Annotated in this window: 14 protein-coding genes, 1 tRNA gene and 1 pseudogene; 10 read left to right on the forward strand and 6 right to left on the reverse strand. The window is 43.9% G+C overall.

Going from position 1 to position 16,682, the window contains the following annotated elements:
• Nucleotides 1-5: 5 nt before the first annotated feature.
• The gene (locus MHB37_RS06425) at nucleotides 6-1,097 is read left to right on the forward strand and encodes a DUF4097 family beta strand repeat-containing protein (protein ID WP_076125478.1); all 1,092 of its coding nucleotides are present in this window, start codon (nucleotides 6-8) and stop codon (nucleotides 1,095-1,097) included.
• A gap of 76 nt (nucleotides 1,098-1,173) precedes the next feature.
• Here the strand turns inward: MHB37_RS06425 and MHB37_RS06430 are convergent, their stop codons facing one another.
• The gene (locus MHB37_RS06430; RefSeq protein ID WP_076218520.1) at nucleotides 1,174-2,154 is read right to left on the reverse strand and encodes an aldo/keto reductase; all 981 of its coding nucleotides are present in this window, start codon (nucleotides 2,152-2,154) and stop codon (nucleotides 1,174-1,176) included.
• A 226-nt stretch (nucleotides 2,155-2,380) separates the two neighbouring features.
• Here MHB37_RS06430 and leuB point away from each other — a divergent pair, with 226 nt between their 5' ends.
• The 5 genes from leuB (at nucleotide 2,381) to MHB37_RS06455 (ending at nucleotide 7,925) form a co-directional block, all read left to right on the forward strand.
• Nucleotides 2,381-3,463, forward strand: coding sequence for a 3-isopropylmalate dehydrogenase (gene leuB, locus MHB37_RS06435; protein WP_036680106.1), 1,083 nt, complete (start codon nucleotides 2,381-2,383; stop codon nucleotides 3,461-3,463).
• Nucleotides 3,464-3,644: 181 nt separating this feature from the next.
• Complete coding sequence (locus MHB37_RS06440) at nucleotides 3,645-4,184, forward strand: peroxiredoxin (RefSeq protein ID WP_036680102.1); 540 nt, start codon at nucleotides 3,645-3,647, stop codon at nucleotides 4,182-4,184.
• A gap of 225 nt (nucleotides 4,185-4,409) precedes the next feature.
• On the forward strand, nucleotides 4,410-4,817 hold the full coding sequence (locus MHB37_RS06445; protein ID WP_036680100.1) for a hypothetical protein: 408 nt from the start codon (nucleotides 4,410-4,412) through the stop codon (nucleotides 4,815-4,817).
• A 391-nt stretch (nucleotides 4,818-5,208) separates the two neighbouring features.
• Nucleotides 5,209-6,312: an ATP-binding protein gene (locus MHB37_RS06450; protein WP_076125474.1), complete on the forward strand. Its 1,104-nt coding sequence runs from the start codon at nucleotides 5,209-5,211 to the stop codon at nucleotides 6,310-6,312.
• Nucleotides 6,313-6,419: 107 nt separating this feature from the next.
• Complete coding sequence (locus MHB37_RS06455) at nucleotides 6,420-7,925, forward strand: leucyl aminopeptidase (protein WP_405169051.1); 1,506 nt, start codon at nucleotides 6,420-6,422, stop codon at nucleotides 7,923-7,925.
• A 98-nt stretch (nucleotides 7,926-8,023) separates the two neighbouring features.
• Here MHB37_RS06455 and MHB37_RS06460 read toward each other — a convergent pair whose 3' ends face one another.
• The 4 genes from MHB37_RS06460 to MHB37_RS06475 all read right to left on the reverse strand — a co-directional run bounded on the left by MHB37_RS06460 (nucleotide 8,024) and on the right by MHB37_RS06475 (nucleotide 10,749).
• The gene (locus MHB37_RS06460; RefSeq protein ID WP_172628785.1) at nucleotides 8,024-8,170 is read right to left on the reverse strand and encodes a hypothetical protein; all 147 of its coding nucleotides are present in this window, start codon (nucleotides 8,168-8,170) and stop codon (nucleotides 8,024-8,026) included.
• 103 nt (nucleotides 8,171-8,273) lie between these two features.
• Nucleotides 8,274-8,453 carry a FeoB-associated Cys-rich membrane protein gene (locus tag MHB37_RS06465; protein ID WP_405169052.1) on the reverse strand — a complete coding sequence of 60 codons (180 nt, stop codon included), beginning with the start codon at nucleotides 8,451-8,453 and terminating at the stop codon, nucleotides 8,274-8,276.
• Between the two features lie 44 nt (nucleotides 8,454-8,497).
• On the reverse strand, nucleotides 8,498-10,510 hold the full coding sequence (gene feoB, locus MHB37_RS06470) for a ferrous iron transport protein B (RefSeq protein WP_405169053.1): 2,013 nt from the start codon (nucleotides 10,508-10,510) through the stop codon (nucleotides 8,498-8,500).
• A complete protein-coding gene (locus MHB37_RS06475) occupies nucleotides 10,507-10,749 on the reverse strand; it encodes a FeoA family protein (protein WP_036680093.1) in 243 nt (80 codons plus the stop codon). The genes feoB and MHB37_RS06475 overlap by 4 nt, the downstream gene beginning before the upstream one ends.
• 238 nt (nucleotides 10,750-10,987) lie before the next feature.
• Between MHB37_RS06475 and MHB37_RS06480 the strand changes: the two genes are divergently transcribed.
• The 4 genes and pseudogenes from MHB37_RS06480 to MHB37_RS06495 form a co-directional block, all read left to right on the forward strand.
• On the forward strand, nucleotides 10,988-11,947 hold the full coding sequence (locus MHB37_RS06480) for an aldolase catalytic domain-containing protein (RefSeq protein WP_405169054.1): 960 nt from the start codon (nucleotides 10,988-10,990) through the stop codon (nucleotides 11,945-11,947).
• A 244-nt stretch (nucleotides 11,948-12,191) separates the two neighbouring features.
• Nucleotides 12,192-14,318: a bifunctional diguanylate cyclase/phosphodiesterase gene (locus tag MHB37_RS06485; RefSeq protein ID WP_076192986.1), complete on the forward strand. Its 2,127-nt coding sequence runs from the start codon at nucleotides 12,192-12,194 to the stop codon at nucleotides 14,316-14,318.
• 63 nt (nucleotides 14,319-14,381) lie between these two features.
• Nucleotides 14,382-14,455, forward strand: a tRNA-Gly gene (locus MHB37_RS06490).
• A 147-nt stretch (nucleotides 14,456-14,602) separates the two neighbouring features.
• A pseudogene (locus MHB37_RS06495) lies at nucleotides 14,603-14,866 on the forward strand (cation diffusion facilitator family transporter); the annotation flags it as partial.
• Nucleotides 14,867-15,182: 316 nt separating this feature from the next.
• Here the strand turns inward: MHB37_RS06495 and MHB37_RS06500 are convergent.
• Entirely contained in the window at nucleotides 15,183-16,538 is a 1,356-nt protein-coding gene (locus MHB37_RS06500) for a dipeptidase (protein ID WP_036680069.1), read from the reverse strand.
• Nucleotides 16,539-16,682: the final 144 nt, after the last annotated feature.

A 16,682-nucleotide genomic window follows, 5' to 3' on the forward strand; every position in this document is an offset into this window, starting at 1 on the left:
TAACTATGGGGAGATGGAAAATAGGAAGTTTCACAGCAGCCTTGGGCTGCATTGCCCTTGGTGTCATTATCGTGATGGCTCAGTATGATATGATCAGCTATGAGGTGCTTGGTTTTTTATGGCCGGCGTTGTTGGTCTTATTCGGACTTGAGATGTTGATTAGACTTTTTATCAAATCCGATGTCAAAAGCCGTGTAAGCGGCTGGGCCATCCTGTTAATTATTGTGCTGATCGGAGCAAGTGGTGCTCAGACAGTAATGGCCGGAGGTTCACTCAGCAATCTGATCGGTAATACACATCTAACTCCGCTTAGTGGGAATGTGGAAGTGAAAGAGAATATTACGACGCTCAAAATCGTACTTCCAAGTGGAAAAGTAAAGGTTGAGGGTGTAGCTGGAAGCTCTTTGGATTATGAGGGAAGTTTACTGCTGCCTGGAAAATCGCAAAGTGATGCTGAAAGTGCATTAGAAAAGAAATGGAAGGTTAGTACTGAAGGAGATACACTGATTATGGAGCTCGATACCGATCATAATTGGTTCTCTAACATTCAGTTTGGATTCAATACCAAAAGTCCTTATTTAAATATAAGTGCACCCAATAACCTTGCTGTTGAGGTTGAGACAAGTGATGGCTCTATAGAAGCCTGGAATCTTAAGTCAGGTATAGAGGTTGAGACAAGTAATGGTGCATTAAATATTCATGATATTGTCGGCGAAGTGGATGCGCATACCAGCAATGGGTCACTATCCGTACAGAATATCCAAGGTGAAGTTGAACTTGTGAGCTCTAATGGAGCCATAGTATTGGATAACATTGATGGGGCGTTGTCAGCCAAGAGCAGCAATGGCAAAATTACTATAAACTCAGCAGTGACCGGAAACTGGAAATGTACATCCAGTAACGGAAAGATTATAGTGGGCTTACCGGCCGTGTCGGATGCGAAGATTATTGCAGATACAAGTAATGGCTCGCTGAAGGGGAATGTACCCTGGGATCGGGACGGCGATAGCTATGGTACCGCTGTGCTTGGTAAAGCTACGTATACTGTGGATTTAAGCACGAGTAATGGAAGTGTGACCGTGGACACAGCTGAATAAGTATGAGTAAAAGGGAGCTGAGGCTTCAGCGAATGGATTCTGCTGAGGCCTCAGCTCCTTTTATGATAGAACTTACCTACCAAGCATAGGCTTTAGGGGCTTCACCGCCGGGTCCAGGGAATATTTCATCTAGTCGTTTAAGCACAGCTTCATCTAGTACAATCTCAAGACTGCGCAGCGCACTCTCGAATTGCTCCAGTGTGCGGGGGCCGATAATAGGAGCTGTTACAGCAGGATTAGCCAGTAGCCAAGCAAGAGCGACATTATCCTGTGGTTCTCCCAGCTCCATACATAAGCTGGCAAAAGCCTCAAGCTGGCTCTTGTGCTGCTCTACACGATCTGCATTTCCGCCACTTCGGCTGCCCTCTATTTTTTTGAGTGCATTTCTTCCGAGCAGACCTCCATCGAGTGGGCTCCAAGGAATAATACCTAGTCCCAGATGGCGAGCGGCTGGCAAAACTTCAAGTTCAGGAAGCCGACAGGTCAGACTGTATTTATGCTGCTCTGAGACTAGTCCAAGAAAACCACGAGCCTTTGCTTCTTGTTGTGCTATGGCGATATCCCAGCCTGCAAAGTTACTGGAACCGACATAACCAATCTTGCCTTGACTCACAGCCAGCTCGAAAGCCCCCCAGAGCTCTTCCCAGGACGTACTGCGGTCTATATGATGCATCTGGTACAATTCAATATGATCGGTCTGAAGACGCTGCAGGGACCCTTCAAGATGGCGGCGAATGATATATGAGGATAATCCTTCTTCATCATTAGGACCATCAAGCTTATCATTCATGGCTCCATAAACTTTGGTGGCTAGTACAACCTTTTCCCGCCGCCCGCCGCCTTGTTTAAACCAGCGTCCGATAATGGTTTCAGTCAGGCCAGAATTTTCGCCCCAGCCGTAAATGTTAGCGGTATCAAAAAAATTAACACCTGCATCCAGTGCAGCGTCCATGATGCGGAAGGCTTCTTTTTCATCCGTCTGTGGGCCAAAATTCATCGTTCCTAGACATAGGCGACTGACCTTCATGCCGGATTTGCCAAGCTTTGTATAATGCACTTCGCATTCACTCCTTTGATAGATGACTTCATATTAATTGTAAACATCTTCAGAACTAAGAGCAAATATGCTCAGCATTTACGGTGGTGGTCTGATTCTCACTGTTTATAGGCTATACCTATCAGTTCAATAGAATCTATATCTTTGTCCTTTACGACTGGGTATGATACAACAATATAAAGAAGAACTATGTCTGTTAGAGCAGAAAACTTGAGGAGTGACTGAGATGAGTGAAGTTAAAAAAATCGCCGTTATCGCAGGGGACGGTATTGGACCAGAAGTTGTAGCAGAAGCGGAAAAAGTATTGAAAGTAACAGAAGAAGTATTCGGTTATGCCTTTGAAACAGAGCATGCATTATTTGGCGGTATCGCTATAGACGAGAAGGGCACTCCGCTGCCGGAAGATACACTTGAAATCTGTCGTAGCGCAGATGCTGTGTTATTGGGTGCTGTTGGTGGACCGAAATGGGATAATAATCCAAAGGAACTTCGTCCTGAAACCGGACTGCTCGGAATTCGCAAAGCACTGGGGTTGTTCTCAAACCTGCGTCCAGCTGTCGTATTTGACTGTCTTAAGGATGCTTCGACTTTGAAGCCTGAAGTCCTGGAAGGCACAGATCTTATGGTAGTTCGCGAACTGACTGGCGGGATTTATTTCGGAGATAAATTGCGCCGTCAAGGAGAACATGGTGAAGAAGCTGTGGATACCTGTGTATATAACGTAATGGAAGTAGAACGAATTGTCCGCCAAGCTTTTGAAATTGCCGGCAAGCGCCGCAATAAACTGGCGAGTGTTGATAAAGCGAATGTACTTGAAACTTCACGTTTGTGGCGTGAGGTTGTGAATAAGATCGCTCCAGAATATCCGGAGGTAGAGGTAGAGCATGTACTGGTTGATAACTGCGCAATGCAGCTGCTGCGCCGTCCATCTAGCTTTGACGTTATCGTTACTGAGAACATGTTTGGTGATATCCTAAGCGACGAGGCTGCTATGCTGACAGGTTCTATCGGTATGCTTGCTTCGGCTTCGATGGGTGACGGCAACTATGGTCTCTACGAGCCCGTTCACGGCTCTGCTCCTGATATTGCCGGACAAGGGCTTGCGAACCCGATCGCAACAATCTTGTCGCTGGCCCTTATGTTCCGCTTAACCTTTGGTTATGAGGATGCTGCTGCTGCAATCGAAGCTGCAGTTGCTGCAGTATTGGATGCAGGGCACCGTACAAGTGATATCGCCGTGGATAAGAGCAAAGCGATCAGTACAACTGAAATGGGCGACCTGATTGTTGCAGCAATCCGCAAAGCCTAATCTTCTATTTATAATAATTATAAATAAATAATTGATCTAATCTTGACTTTGATTTTGTGCGATGATACCATTTGTTTAGTAGACAAGATATTATCGATTTCTGCAAATTTCAATATATTTCAGTATATTGAGAGATACAAATGGTACTTTTTCTTACATAATCAGAGGGAGGATTCTAGCAATGGCGGAACGTTTAGTAGGTAGACCGGCTCCCGATTTTACTATGGAAACCGTATCAGGTGATGGTAAGGATTTTGGTAAAGTAAGCTTGTCTGATTATCGTGGCAAATGGCTTGTATTCTTCTTCTATCCGCTTGATTTCACATTTGTATGTCCAACTGAAATCACAGCTCTCAGTGACGCAGCAGCACAGTTTGAAGCACTTGATACAGCGATTCTCGGCGCAAGCATCGATTCGATCCACAGCCACAAAGCTTGGATCAATACCCCTAAGGATTCTAATGGCCTGGGTCGTTTGAATTTCCCGCTTGCAGCTGATATTACGAAACAAGTCTCTAAAGACTATGGCATTCTGATTGAAGAAGAAGGTATCGCATTGCGTGGTTTGTTCATAATCGATCCTGAAGGCGAATTGAAATATCAAGTCGTTAACCACAATGATGTAGGCCGCAGCGTGGAAGAAACACTTCGTGTTCTGCAAGCCTTGCAATCTGGTGGTTTATGCCCAATGAACTGGAAGCCGGGAGATAAGAATCTGTAAATTTTAGACCGTTATCATAGTGATCCTTGATATTCTGATTTCTACCTCCTTGCAGAAAATTTTCTGTAAGGGGGTTTTTTGCTCCAAAAGATCTTGTATATCTAAATAGATTTGAAAATAGGCGCGAAAAGTTATATTATGTCCTCGAGTGGAGGAATCTCCATTGGGGTAATGTAATACAATAATAAACAATCAAAGGGTTATTTCTAAGGAGGGCGAACAAATATGAGCTTTTGCTGTGGAGCGAGTATGGTAGGAACAAAGGGGACCCTAAAACATTATCGCACGCAAGTCCATAATGTTCCCCTGCTTTTTTGTCCGGTATGTCATCGTGTGGAGGTTCACTACAAGGTCGAGAATGAATATGAGATCTTAGCGGAATATGCACATGGAGATGGTGTTACCGACGTGGACTTTCAGGACTATGTCATGGAAGACGAAACTGCAATATTCGAGAACGTCATTAACGTCGAGAGTGAAGATCCTCTAGCCGTTGTACGCAATCAAATCGATATGGCGCTTGACCTGCTAGCTGTAGCCAAACAGATTGAGGATACCAAGTGGGAACGGGAATTGAAAAAAAGGTTAGCTGTGATGAGTCAGCGCCGTCTACGCCTGCAACAAAAGGCATAAGTTTATTACTAATTTTTTGGGCATACCCCATTTTTCCATGTAAGCCTCCGCAATCGCGGGGGCTTTTTAGCTTTTTATAATCCTTTTTAGCTTTTCGTGATCCTTTTTAGATTGTTTTAAATCATTTAGGCGAATAAATAGCAATAAATATAATTTGATGTGATGTTTCATATGTCTTTGGAATCATTTTATGAATTTTTTTACCATTCGACAGTTTCTCCGATTGCGTTGTCTAGTTCTCTTGGATATGATTGGAATATAATTGAACCGGTTGGAAAAAGTGCAACGATTACCGAATGTTCTGGCGGCTTCGTCATACACTCAAATACATAGTAATTTGATGTCGCTTAAGCGTCTTCGTCAAATGCAGTAAAAGGGGGAACTTCGTATCGTGATTAGCCAATATCAAGAAAGTCTTCTATTACCGGGAAGAACCTATCAAACTGGACCTGTGGATACTACATACGAGGATGTTCTAGAGAATATTGACAGCGGAATCATGCTTTTTGATGAAGAGGGAGTTATAAGTTTTGTAAATAAGCAAATGTACGGGATGCTCGAGCTTACCCGTCACTCTCTTGTGGGCTGCACATTTTCCCATCTGCTGTCTAATATTCGACTGAGCCGTTCCAAGAAAAAACAAGTACTGCAGAGCTACAGAGAGATGGTATACAAAGGAAAATCAAATTATGAGTTTCTAGACGAGTATGGCCGTTACTGGAAGGTTACTTTATGCTGCGGAGAGCAAATGAAAGGCTGTTATTTGTTCACTGTCAAGGAAATCTCGGATTATAAGTTAATCGAACAAACGGCTTACCAGAACGATAGCTTGGCTATGCTAGGCAAATTATCCGCATCTATTGCCCATGAAATCCGGAATCCGTTGACCGCGATCCGGGGATTTATTCAACTGCTTCATCCATACTTGCATCAACTGGGGAAAGAGGAATATGCCAAGATTATATTGGCCGAGATCGATCGTGCGAACGATATTATTCATGAATTTCTGTCCTCCTCTAAGCCGTCAGTTCCGCAGGTGGGGATGATACCCGTGTCCGCATTGCTTAAGGAGGTTGTTCTCCTTACAGAGAGCGAAGCTTTAATGAAAGGCTGCCAGATCAATCTTCATCCTCTTCAAGAGGACATGGTGATTTCTGGCGATGTCAAACAGATGAAGCAAGTCGTGCTTAATATGATTAGAAATGCAATGGAGGCTGTAGCGGATCGAGAAGATGATTCGATGGGGAAAATCGAAGTTGGTGCCCGCAGAGAAGGCTCTGAGGTCCGTATTTTCATATCTGACAACGGTAAAGGAATGGATATTCGTACACTGGACAGGTTATTTAATCCTTTCTTTACTACCAAAGAGAATGGTACAGGATTGGGTCTTTCCGTAAGTGACCGCATCATCAAAAATCATGGCGGATGCATTTCTGTTAGCAGCAGAGTCAACGAGGGTACTCATTTTGTGATCTCTTTGCCATTAATCCATTAGAATAAGTAATAAGAGGCTGATCCCTGCGGATAATACAGATGCGGAGATCAGCCTTTGCTTATGTTACAATGGGTGTTGGTTTTGGGAAACAAATGGAGGGAATCACAATGAATATAGATTACAACAGTGGTGTTGCCAACAATGTGCAGGGTGATGCCCTTATCCTTATTATTTCTGAGTCTGAGGTCGAAAATGGAGGCTTTTCCGAGGGCTGGGATGACAGAATTCGCCTATTGGGAAAGGCGGGTTTATTTAAAGGCAAGCTTAATCAGACTTATGTACTACCTGCTGAGAATTCATCTGGTTGTCCTGTTGTTATTTTGGTTGGCAGGGGGGACCAACTTCTCACGACTGAGGATCTAAGGCAAATGGGGGCTCAGACAGCCCGTGCAGCACTTCGTTTGAAGGCGCTCAAGCTGATATTTGAAGTGCCGGACAAATTACAGGAGCTTACCGTAGAGAAGGATGTGACTTCTATTGCTTATGCGCTGACGGAGGGGCTAATGCTTGGTTCCTATCGTCGGGCTACCTATAAGCAGGTGCAGTCTTTTTATACAGGCCCAACAGCAGTTGTTTTCACTATAAAAGAGAAATTAGAGGATACTGCCGAACGGGATTGGATTCAAGGCATTCAGAAGGGGCTAGCTTTCGGTGAGGCCACGAATTTGGCGCGGAGCTTGACCAACATGCCTGGTAATCTATTGACCCCCTCAGACCTTGCTGTGGCCGCTATAGAGGTTGCTGAGCGATATGGCTTTCCTTCTGAGGTGCTGGATGAACGGGAAATTGAGCAAAAAGGAATGGGCGGATTACTCGCCGTCGGAAAAGGAAGTGTAAACCCTCCACGAATGATCGTCATCCGTTATCAGGGGACAGGGAATTGGGATAATGTAGTGGGGCTTGTAGGGAAGGGAGTTACCTTTGACACCGGCGGGATCTCCTTAAAAAGAGCACCAGGTATGGAAGAGCTGATTAGTGATATGGGAGGGGCAGCGGCTGTACTCGGAGTAATGGAGGCGCTTGGCCGCTTACGTCCACGAATGAATGTCGTTATGGTTATTCCATCTGCGGAGAATATGCCATCGGCCAATGCTTTTAAGCCTGGAGATGTTATTACCTCCATGAGCGGACGAACGATAGAAGTGTTGAATACCGACGCTGAAGGCAGAATTGTCCTGGGAGATGCTCTGACTTATGCTCGGGAATGGGGAGCGAAACGTATTATCGATGTTGCTACGCTGACAGGTGCTGTGTTGTCCACTTTGGGAGATATAGCAACAGGTGCTGTGACTAATGATGAAGCGTTTCTGGAGCGATTTCTGGCCGCTTCAAGCTATTCAGGGGAAAAGGTCTGGCAGCTTCCGGCATACCCGGAATTTCGTGAAATGCTAAAGAGCGAGGTTGCCGATATCCGTAACACTGCTGGAAGATATGGTGGAGCTACTACAGGCGGATTATTTGTAGGTGAGTTTGCTGAGGGCTTGCCATGGATTCATCTAGATATTGCTGGCACTGCATATGTTTCTAAAGAACGTGGAGTTAATCCTAAGGGAGCAACAGGTGTCATGGTTCGTTCTATCATTCAGTGGCTGCTGAGCGAAAGCGAGATCTAAACATCCGGGGAGCTGTCCGTTCTAAACAACAAGGGGTGTTCCCTAAACCAGAGTCTGGTTCAGGGAACACCCCTTTATTGAAATCCAAGAGCAGAAGCTTAAACAGTACCACTGGATTTTTTGGCCTTCGATTGGGAAGTGTAGGATTGAATGCCGTTCATAATTTTATCGCGAGTTCCCTTATTCTTCAGTAAATATACTGCTCCCAATGCGACTGTTGTAAATAATGTCTTTTTGGTATTCATAGGAATTACCTCCTTGGTATTGTCTGTAGTTGCTTATAACAAACATACCCGTTAGTTAAGGAGGCTAAACGATAAATCTCTATTTATTGCACGTTTTACAAGCTTACTTCTTGTTGTTAACCGGTGTTGAACAACAAGAAAGAGGGGAATCCATCGATGCTGCCGAGCAGCTTTTTCCTTTATCACAGCCTGCACAAGCGCCCTGCTTCCCCTTTTGCACATGTCGATAGATGGTCCAGCCAGAATAACCGAAAATTAAGGTGACAATCACAACATTTATCATAATGGTACCCCACTTTCATCATGAGAATCTTATAATTTACAAGTCTACGACCATCCTAATAACCGTCCGCCTTGAAAAATAATTAAAGATACGATATACGCCAGAACGAGAGAATAGCCCATGGAGAAGAAGGTCCATTTCCAAGACGCTGTTTCTTTTTTGATTACCCCTACAGTAGCCAAACAAGGAATATATAGCAGGATAAAGGCCATAAAGCTGATCAAACTCAATGGTGTGAAGACTTGAGAAATTTGATTTTCTAAACCAGCAGCATCTGGTGCATGATAGATGATATTCATGGTAGAGACTACTACCTCTTTTGCCAAAAAGCCCGGAACCAATGTAGAGCCAGCCTGCCATGTTCCGAAACCAAGCGGTGCCAGTAGCGGTGCGATCATACCTCCAAACTTAGCCAGGAAGCTGTGATCCATGTCCACATCAAACCCGCCAGGACCGGCATAAGACATAAACCAAATAATTGCTGAGCCTGCAAGAATAATAGTTCCAGCTTTTCGCAGGAAACCTTTGCCCTTTTCCCAAGTGCTGCGCGATAAGGTCTTGATCTGCGGCATACGATAAGGTGGAAGCTCGATCATGAAAACTGAGGATTCATTTTTGAATAAATATTTAGAGAATACCTTACAAAGAATCAGCGCAAACACAATACCCATCACATACATGGACAGAACTGCTACGGCCTCTTGCGCCGGAAAAAACACAGCTGCGAATAAAGCGTAAACAGGCAGTCTCGCAGAACAGGACATCAGCGGCATTAGCAAGGTGGTCAGCATTCGGTCTTTGGGCTGTTCGATGCTGCGCGCCGCCATTATGGCAGGTACATTGCAGCCAAAGCCAATGATGAATGGAATAAATGCTTTTCCGTTTAGTCCCATACGTTCCATCGTGCTGTCCATTAATAAGCAAACCCGAGCCATGTATCCTGAATCCTCCAAGAAGGAAATGATCAGGAAGAGAATGAAGATTTGCGGGACAAAGACGAGGACGCCCCCTACACCGCTAATTAATCCATCGACGATCAGGGCATGGGTGAAGCTGGATGCTCCAAGCGTCTGTAGCAGGGAATTGGCTCCATCACTAATCGGTCCGGAGATCAGGCCATCGAGGAGATCTGATAGAGGTCCGCCGACCCAGTCAAATGTGGTCTTAAAGAGAGCATACATAAAGAAGATAAATAAGGGCAGTCCTAGAAAACGATGCGTCAATATGGAATCTAATCTTTCTGTTAAGTTATGAGGTTTCTGCGTTGTTGTATCAAGTACAACCTCACAAATGGAGTGGATATAATCCATCCGCTGTGAGCGAATCCATTGGGGGAGCGTCAGGGCCAGCTTTTTGATCTGTAGCTCACTCTGACAGGATTCACAGATGTTTAGCAGGCGGGTGGTGTCCATACGTGTCTTTAGAAAATGAAGAATAACCGGATTCTGCTCCATAAGCTGTAGAGCAATCCAGCGGTGATTGGGTAAGTCCTTGATAGGAAGTAATTCCTTTTCTATAGAAGATATCGCATGCTCTACAATCTCACCGTAGTTTAACTTGAACTTTACAGCGGGAATCGCAGAGGATTTCTCTAAAATACTGAGGACTTGTGCGCAGCCTTTTCCCGTTCTTGCAACAAGTGGGAGGACAGTTATACCCAGTCGTGATTGTAAGACTTCATGATTGATGCGAATTCCACGTGCATTAGCGACGTCAATCATATTCAGTCCGAGTAAGGTAGGTTTGCCATACTCAAGTAATTGAAGCGTGAGCAGCAGATTTCGTTCCAGCTGTGAAGCATCCACGATATTAATTAAGGCTTCAGGAGATTCTTCTATTAAATACTGGGCAGCAACTCCCTCATCACGTGAGAGTGGGTGCAAGGAATAAATGCCCGGCAAATCAATGAGCTTGCCAGCGCCGTTCTTCAGGCTGCCGATCTTCTTTTCTACCGTTACCCCAGACCAGTTACCAACATATTCGTATGAGGAGGTCAATGTATTGAAGAGAGAGGTTTTACCTGTATTGGGGTTACCTACAAGTGCTATTGAACTCAAGACACGTTCACCTCAATCAATGAAGCTTCCTTCCGGCGGATGGCGAACAGTTGTCCATTGCATTCCAAGGTAATAGGTCCTAAAAAAGGTCCTTTTCCTTTCAGGCGAATGCTCACACCCTCGGACACTCCAAGATCAGCCAGACGACGACGCAGGATGGGGTTGATTCCTTCTATTTTATGAATATATCCGGTCGAACCCGGTTGTAGTCGCAGTAATGAGCAAGAGGTAGAAGCCATTTTTATCCCTCCAAAAGAGACTGATAATCAATCTCAATGATTTTCTTGTAATGTAGCATTTTTAGGGCTTATTTACTGTGATCATTGTCGCTGACACGATGTGGTAATAGCATTAAAGAGAAGAAGATGAAATTCCTTTACATTTTATTCTTCATTAAAGTATGATTATACGATATAAATTGCATAGTAAAGCTATATTCGCGGTTATAATGATTGCAATAGTTGAAGGGAGATAATTATGAAGACTAATCAATGTAAGATTGTTGACTGCACCATCCGAGATGGGGGCCTAGTGAACAACTGGGATTTTAGTGTGGAATTTGTACAAAACTTATATGCCGGCTTGAATGAAGCTGGTGTTGATTATATGGAAATTGGTTATAAAAATTCACCAAAATTGCTCAAAGGAGCAGAGGGTGCCGGACCATGGCGTTTTCTGGACGATGATTTCCTGCGTAAAGTGATTCCGCAAAAAGGTCACACCAAGCTATCTGCTTTGGTTGATATCGGCCGCGTGGATGAGAATGATATTTTGCCTCGCAGCGAAAGTATGCTGGATTTGATTCGTGTGGCATGCTACAGCAAAGATGTAGAGAAAGCCCTGCAATTGGTACAAACTTTCCATGATCTAGGCTATGAGACAACGATCAACATTATGGCTTTGTCTAATGTTATGGAGAATGAATTGTTGGAAGCTTTTGAAATGATCCGTGAGAGCGTTGTTGATGTGGTATATATTGTAGATTCATACGGCAGCTTGGATCACAATGACATGAATTATCTGGTTGAGAAGTTCAAGACACATCTGCCAAACAAACGTCTAGGCGTACATACTCACAATAATCTTCAGTTGGCGTTCTCCAACACGTTGATTGCTGCTGAGAATGGTGTAGAGTTACTGGATGCTTCTTGTTATGGAATGGGACGAGCTGCAGGAAATTGCCCTACAGAGCTGTTAGTAACTCATTTGAAGAATACACGTTACTCCTTGCGCCCTGTGCTTGATATTATTGAACGCCTGATGATTCCTTTGCGTGAGAAAGAGGAGTGGGGCTATATCATTCCTTATATGATCACAGGTACACTTGATGAGCATCCACGTTCAGCAATGGCACTTCGTGCATCTGCAGACAAGGATAAATCCGTTGATTTTTTTGATAAGCTTACAACACCAGAAGTAACCTTTGGTAACAAATAAACTTGAGTTTCTTAGAAGCACTGAACCCTTTCGTAGGGGGAAGTGCTTTTTTGGTTGCCTGCTAGCAGAAAATGGTTTATATTTATGCAAGATTTATGAATATATAACTTATAAACGCGCCTTCCATTTGAATGCCCATAAAAGAAATGTAACTTAAAAGTCCTATCCCGCCGATATTTATACATAGGACATAACTATACTTGAATGTTAATTAATAGATATTATTTTCAGACGCGAGGGACTTATGAGACAAGAAGAGAAAAAGACAATTCAAGCAGCTGCTGTAGGCGCCTTGCTGTTCCTTTTAATTCAAATTTTCCATACATCGCTTAACCGATTGGACGATTGGGATATTATTTCTTCTCTCTATCTCATTGTCGGCTGCTGTAATGTTGCTTTTGGATTTGCAATATTTGCACAGGGCTGGTTATTCTTCTCTAGCAGATTATCTAAAGGAAGATTATATGCCGCTGCTCTTTTTGGTGGAATATGTATTATTGATTTCTTGCATACACTGGGTTTTGTCGGCGTCCCGTTGATTTCATCATTCATAACTTTTGAAGAATCGTTGTGGCTGCGAACCCTCTCACGACTAATCAGCGGTTTAGGAATGTTGTTTATTTTTAGCAGGGAAGATAAGCCCGTGTCTGTCTCTGAAAAAAGAAAATTGTTTAGAATAGCCTTCATGTTGATTGTGCTTTCCATTGTTTTGTTTATTTTTAGCCACTCGGCGTTGCCTCAGTTATTAACTAAGCCTTGGATGAATCCATTGAAGCAGATTGCTGATTTAGCAGTTCTTTTTGTTTACTTGGCAGGTGTTGCAGTTATTGTATTTCCTGAAAAAAGTGAAAAGTCAGCCTCACTGCTTATTATTATTCGAGCACTTATCTTTTTCTCTCTGGGCCAAGCCTTTTTTATGAGTCCATTCAGTAGTGGCAATATAGATGATCTTTTTGGAATGGTGTGTAGCGGAGTTGCTTACTACTTGCTGCTTACCGGAGTATATCGTCTGACGATTGAAGAACCTTTTTACGAAAAGCAGTTGGCTGAGGAGCGGATCAATTATTTAGCCTATCATGATGATTTAACGGGACTTCCCAATAGACGTCGTCTGACGCAGCGTGTAGAAGAGATGATTATTGCTGGAGAGAAGAAAACGAGCGATAAATTCTCAGCGTTAGCTATTATGAATATTAATCATTTCAAGAATATAAATGACTCCCTGGGCCATTTTGCCGGAGACCATTTATTGAAGCTGGTGTCTGAGCGCCTTGTGAATGAGGCCAAATCTACTGAAGAGCTTTATAGTATGGGGGCGGATGAGTTCGCTTTTCTTATGATGGAGAGAGCAAGTCTTGGAGAATGTTTGGTACGAGCTACGGAGCTGCATCGATTGTTTGAGGTACCTATTGCCTTAGAGTCGGGGGAGTACCATATTTCGCTTAGTATGGGGTTAAGTATTTATCCCGGTGACGGTGAAACTGCGGAACATCTAATTCAGAATGCTGATACGGCTGTACATAATGCCAAGGAACAGGGAGTGGAGATTCGCCGGTATATCCCAGCTATGCAGATGAAAGCAAAGGAACGTCTAAAGCTGGAAAATGACCTCCGCAGAGCGCTTGAACGCAATGAATTCTTTCTGGTGTATCAGCCAAAGGTTTTATTGGAGACGGAAGAGATCGTAGGAATGGAAGCTCTGCTCCGCTGGAATCATCCGAAACGTGGTCTGGTCTCTCCGGCGGAATTTATCCCGTTAGCTGAGGAGAGTGGACTCATTGTTCCGATTGGGGAATGGGTACTCAAAACAGCTTGTCTGCAGAATAAAAAATGGCAGCTGGCCGGCTATGTGCCGATTTGCGTCTCCATCAACCTATCTATGCGGCAATTCCTTCAGCCTAATCTAGCAGGGAGGATTCATACCATCTTAACCGACATTGGATTAGATCCGTGTTATGTCGACCTTGAGATTACTGAGAGTATGACCTTGGATAAAGAAACAGCCTTTGATCAGCTGAAGCGTCTGAAAGAGCTTGGTGTCTTCATCAGTATTGACGATTTTGGTACAGGCTACAGCTCCCTGCATTATCTAAAGAACATGCCGATCGACAGATTGAAAATAGACAGGTCGTTCGTATCAGAGGTTATGGAGGACAGCAACAATGCTGCTATAGTCTCTACAATCACTTCTATGGCGCATCATTTGAAGCTGAAGGTTACGGCTGAGGGTGTTGAGAACAAGGAGCAGCTGCAGTTTTTGCGTGAACAGCATTGTCATGAAGCTCAAGGATTTCTGTTCAGCAAACCTATTCAACCAGCAGAGTTTGAGGCGATATTTTTAAAAAAGGCACCCCTCGGCGCTTCCCTGTAAACTAAAAAAAGTTGATTTTTACTTGTAGAGATGATACAATAACTCTTGTATTCACTTTCTAGTGCGGGTGTAGTTCAATGGTAGAACTTCAGCCTTCCAAGCTGATAGCGTGGGTTCGATTCCCATCACCCGCTCCATATTTCAAACTTCCAAATCCTTGCGATGCAAGGGTTTTTTTATATCCCATCAGCCTATTAATGGTTGGTGGGATTTTTTTGTTTATACTATTTGCCTAATGGAAAAACTTTAATATAGCGTACTTTTAAGAAAAGGTTGTGAAACTTTTGAATGGTGCAAAGATTGCGTTCCTATCTGTACTTAGCAATACATTTATCGTTTCTTTAAAGCTTATGGTCGGAGTACTTACAGGTTCAGTAGCAATTATCTCGGAAGCGATCCACTCCTCCTTAGATTTAGTTGCTTCGTTGATTGCTTTTTTCTCGGTCCGATGGTCGAGTCGCTCTGCGGATAAAGCTCATCCTTATGGTCATGGCAAAGTGGAGAATATCTCAGGGACGATTGAAACGTTGCTTATTTTTGTAGCTGGAGATATTACATGAAGGCTAATAATGGTGATTAAGCACAGAGTTTCTCTGCTATTTCAATATTTTGTATTAAGTGATATGGTGATTATATCTCTTTTATATTCATTCTATATGGGGGACGGGTAATGATCGCTTATTTAAGACCTTTAATAATAAGTAGCTCAGTTAAAAGCCTGATTTTTCTTTTAATAATAATGGTGATAGCAATGGTATGGTGGTTTTATAAATGGACTAAGCAATGATGCTCTTTTGTTTGGCCGCATACTAAAAAGCCAGGCTCCCAATTTAGGGAACCTGGCTTTAATTGTTTGTAGGGAGCTTATACAGTCTTTAGGAACTCAACAATGGTGAGTAATCCCTTGTCGAAGTTCTCCAGGTTGAAATGCTCATCCGGTGCATGCAGGTTCTCATCATCGAGACCAAAGCCCATCAGAACGACAGGTGCTTCCAGTACACGGGAGAAGCTCTCCATGATCGGAATGGAGCCGCCGTCTTTGGTGAAGAGGGCACGGGTTCCATATACTTTGCCATATGCGTCTGCTGCAGTTTGCAGAATAGGATTCGACGGATCGATGTTAAAGGCACGTGCCTTCTCCATTTGCTTAACATGCACTTTCGCTCCGGTCTGAATATTAGCCTTCAGATGTGCTTCAACGGCATCGAGGATATGCTGTGGATCCTGATCGCCAACTAGGCGGCAGGTAATCTTCGCATGTGCTTCTTTAGGGATAACCGTCTTACTGCCTTCCCCTTGGAAACCGCCGTATACGCCGTTAAGCTCAAGCGTAGGACGAGCGCCAATCCGTTCTACAAAGGAATAACCTTCTTCCCCGTATAACGATTCCAATCCAAGACCTTCGCGGATTTTATCTTCATTCACACCTTGCTTCACGAATTCTTCCCGCAGCATTGGGGAAAGTTCAGGAACACCATCATAGAATCCGTCTACAGATACACGTCCTTTGTCGTCATGAAGCGAGCTTAGCAAAGATACTAGGGCATGCAGTGCATTCGGAACACCGCCGCCGTAAGAACCGGAGTGCAGGTCTGTCAAAGCGGTAGTTACATCAACTTCAAGGGAAGCTAGTCCACGTAGCCCAGTGCAGATGGCAGGACGACCGCGTTCCAATAGGGATGTATCGGAGACTAACACCGCATCCGCAGCGAGCTTTTCTTTATTGGCCTCAAGGAACGGAGGCAGATTCACACTGCCGATTTCTTCTTCACCTTCGATGCAAAGCTTGAGATTCACAGGAAGTGTACCTTCTTGTTTCAGGATCGCCTCAATGGCTTTGAGGTGAACGAATACTTGTCCTTTGTCATCTGTTGCTCCGCGTGCATAAAGCTTGCCATCACGAATCTCTGGTTCAAATGGAGGTGTGGTCCATAGGTTTAATGGATCTACTGGTTGTACATCGTAGTGACCATACACGAGAATGGTTGGTTTGCCTGGAGCATGAAGATAATCGGCATATATAACGGGATGTCCCGCTGTCGGATGCAACTCAATGTTCTCAAGTCCGGCTTTTTTCAGGGTGTCTGTCAGCCAATGGGCTGCCTTCAGTACATCGTCCTTATGTTCAGATAAGGCAGAAATACTTGGAATTCTGAGCCATTGTTTTAGTTCTTCGAGATGTTCATCCCGGTGGGTTGAAAAATAAGTTTCGTATGACATAGTGAGTATGTACCTCCTTAAGTTTTGCTGCGCAAAACCGGCTTTGTAAGCGCCTGGGCATAAGCTTATTGGCCATGCGTGACCGTCTTGTTTAGCATTCTATAGGAACCATTATACTGGAGAACTCACTATGGATCAAAAGCG

It is taken from the genome of Paenibacillus sp. FSL H3-0286, assembly GCF_045040705.1.
Classification (GTDB): domain Bacteria; phylum Bacillota; class Bacilli; order Paenibacillales; family Paenibacillaceae; genus Paenibacillus_AQ; species Paenibacillus_AQ odorifer.